General features: G+C 32.9%; 2 pseudogenes. Both read left to right on the top strand.

Annotated elements, in window-relative coordinates:
- Window positions 1-1,129: 1,129 nt before the first annotated feature.
- A pseudogene (locus BAZSYMA_RS02905) lies at window positions 1,130-1,339 on the top strand (AAA family ATPase); the annotation flags it as partial.
- A 477-nt stretch (window positions 1,340-1,816) separates the two neighbouring features.
- Window positions 1,817-1,999, top strand: a pseudogene (locus tag BAZSYMA_RS02900) (AAA family ATPase); the annotation flags it as partial.
- Window positions 2,000-2,678 lie beyond the last annotated feature (679 nt).

The following is a 2,678-nucleotide window of genomic DNA, read 5'->3' as shown; positions in this document are numbered from 1 at the left end:
AGGAAACATCTACATGTATGGAAGGTTCTGTATTAAGTTTCCTCAAAGCAGAATGAAAGGTGAGCGACACAGGCTCAGCCCACTGAGCCTCTAGTTTTTCTTGCAGTATGATCATCTTTATGGGTTATTTAAGGGCCACTGCAGGACATATATAATATTTAACATAGTATCTCCAGGAGGAAAATATTAAATAAAAATTATTCATACCTGAAACCACTATTTTTAAAATCATTTGACAGCAGACATGGGTGGAAGGTTCCTTTGGTGGTGCTCTACCAAATGTCAGTTATTTGTGTCAATTACAAATCCAAGATGGTTACCACCGCAGGACAAAATGTTAGCATAGGGCCCAATGGTTTTTTCTCAGAAACTAGAAACGTGATTGAAACCAAAATGTACTCATTGAATGGTCCTTTACAAAATGTTTTGTTCAAGATGGCTGCCCAATATACATTCATGTAGGTTCCTTAAAAAATATTTGTAATTATTCTTAATTGTACTGCCTTCTATCTCTGTCAGCAGTGCGTGAAACTAAATTTTGTGGTATCATAGACCAATCTCTATTTTACATAGACCTCACTGTACATTATATACAAAATTTTGAAAATTTGACATAAACATTGTCTACTCTACTGCTAATTTTGCACACTGTGTCAGTGCTTTGATTTAAGTGTTAGCAAAACTCATTTAATAATATCCATGCCACCTTTGAATTCATCTTAACATGCGATCTATTAAAAGATAAAAACTTCATTATTCCTTGTGGTCAAGATCACCCTGACATGATATTTATGTGTGACACTCAGTCATGATCTTATACATTCACTTGTCAAATATTATAATAGTAGAAAGTTTAAAAATGTTGCTCTGTAGAACATACAAAATGTACAACTGATTTATAAAAAATATAGATAAAAATACTTAAGCTGAACATTTAAGGTGAGGGTAAGTGACAGTAATCTCATTTTTTATGCACAACACTCTGCCATGTCATAATAAAAAGTCTGCACTGGACAAAGACATGTCGACAGACGACATTTTGAAACCAGTGTACCTCCTCAGCTCTATTGTGGGAGTGTTTTATTATGTACTTATAATTTACCAGTTAAAATCTTGACATCTTATTTCAGATGAAAAACCTGATGTGTTGTATTCAGATATTGGTGGTATGGATATACAGAAACAAGAAGTCAGAGAGGCTGTAGAATTACCACTCACCCACTTTGATTTATACAAACAAATTGGTATTGACCCACCAAGAGGTGTACTAATGTTTGGTCCTCCAGGATGTGGAAAAACTATGTTAGCAAAGGCAGTTGCTCATCATACAACAGGTACTCAAATGTTAAGTTTTATCATTGTTTGTGATTAATTGTAATTGTTTACAAAGAACATTTACACAAAAGATATTGTAAAATACAACAATTTAAAATTTTCTTTCCCATGCTTACCATTGAGAGATAAAATTTGTTACATTTTGAAATAGAAATCGCTCATTGATAAGAGAGTGCCACCTACTTATGCTACCATTACCTATCACCACTTAGTTGTCAGTTTTATATTTCTGTCCACAGAGAGGTTTACTTGTTACAACTTTATGTGATACAAGTTTTCCATTGACATACAACTGGTTGGTACTTTTTATCAGGCTTTGGTTTTTTTGACAAATAAAACTGACTTCTACTAAATAAATGGAATATAGTTGAAAATGGCTTTAATCACACATAATCTAGTCATTTCCTGTTAAAAATGTCTTTGTTATAAATTTATATTGATTTGTTAGACTTTTACATGCCACAAAATTTCACTCTTTCCAGCATCATTTATCCGTGTTGTTGGCTCTGAGTTTGTACAGAAGTATTTAGGAGAGGGACCTAGAATGGTGAGAGATGTGTTCAGATTGGCAAAAGAAAATGCTCCTGCCATTATATTTATAGATGAAATAGATGCCATAGCAACCAAAAGATTTGATGCTCAAACTGGAGGTAATGATCGTATTGTAATTATAGTATGATGACATTTTAAATAAGGAAGTAAAATAGTTGATCATATTATTGTTAAACAATAGTGATTCTCTCTGACATTAAATATAGGAAGAACGGACCACATTCTATAGATATGTTGACTTGTAGAGGTTAACTTTACTTTCACTTTGGGTAAAAAGTGAAATGCAAGTGGCCCTGTGTTTTTGACAAGTAGGCAGAACTTCTTTTGCCATATGGCATACATGAAAATGTTGATATTGCATTTCGGTTCAAAGGAACTTTTTGATGTTGTCTGAAGTAAGTTCTAGTCAAGCGTAATATATTACACAAAAGTTCCAAAAAATTACATTTATTTGTTTCTGTAAACTTTTACGTCTCAATAATCATTGAAAGATATCGGGGCACTTCTGATAATCCCCAACCAAACCTGATTGAAACGTTACGTTACTCAACGTTCTGTAAAAACTTGTGATTGATCTCTTTATCTCTGTTGACCAGGGAAATGGATACACATTTTGTGTTTTTTAAATAAATACATATGTACATATATGTATGAACTAGATAATTTGAGCAGGAGATATAGTTCCATCATTAGTCTCTGTCTGTATGTCCTTAAATGTACCTATGAGGAAATAAGTAAAAATGTCTTCCTTTTTAGTTGGTTCTTGGTCAAATGTACTCCAGTTTTCAAAT

This window comes from Bathymodiolus azoricus thioautotrophic gill symbiont (assembly GCF_001298715.1).
Classification (GTDB): Bacteria; Pseudomonadota; Gammaproteobacteria; order PS1; family Pseudothioglobaceae; genus Thiodubiliella.
This window is presented reverse-complemented; position numbering and strand designations above follow the sequence as displayed.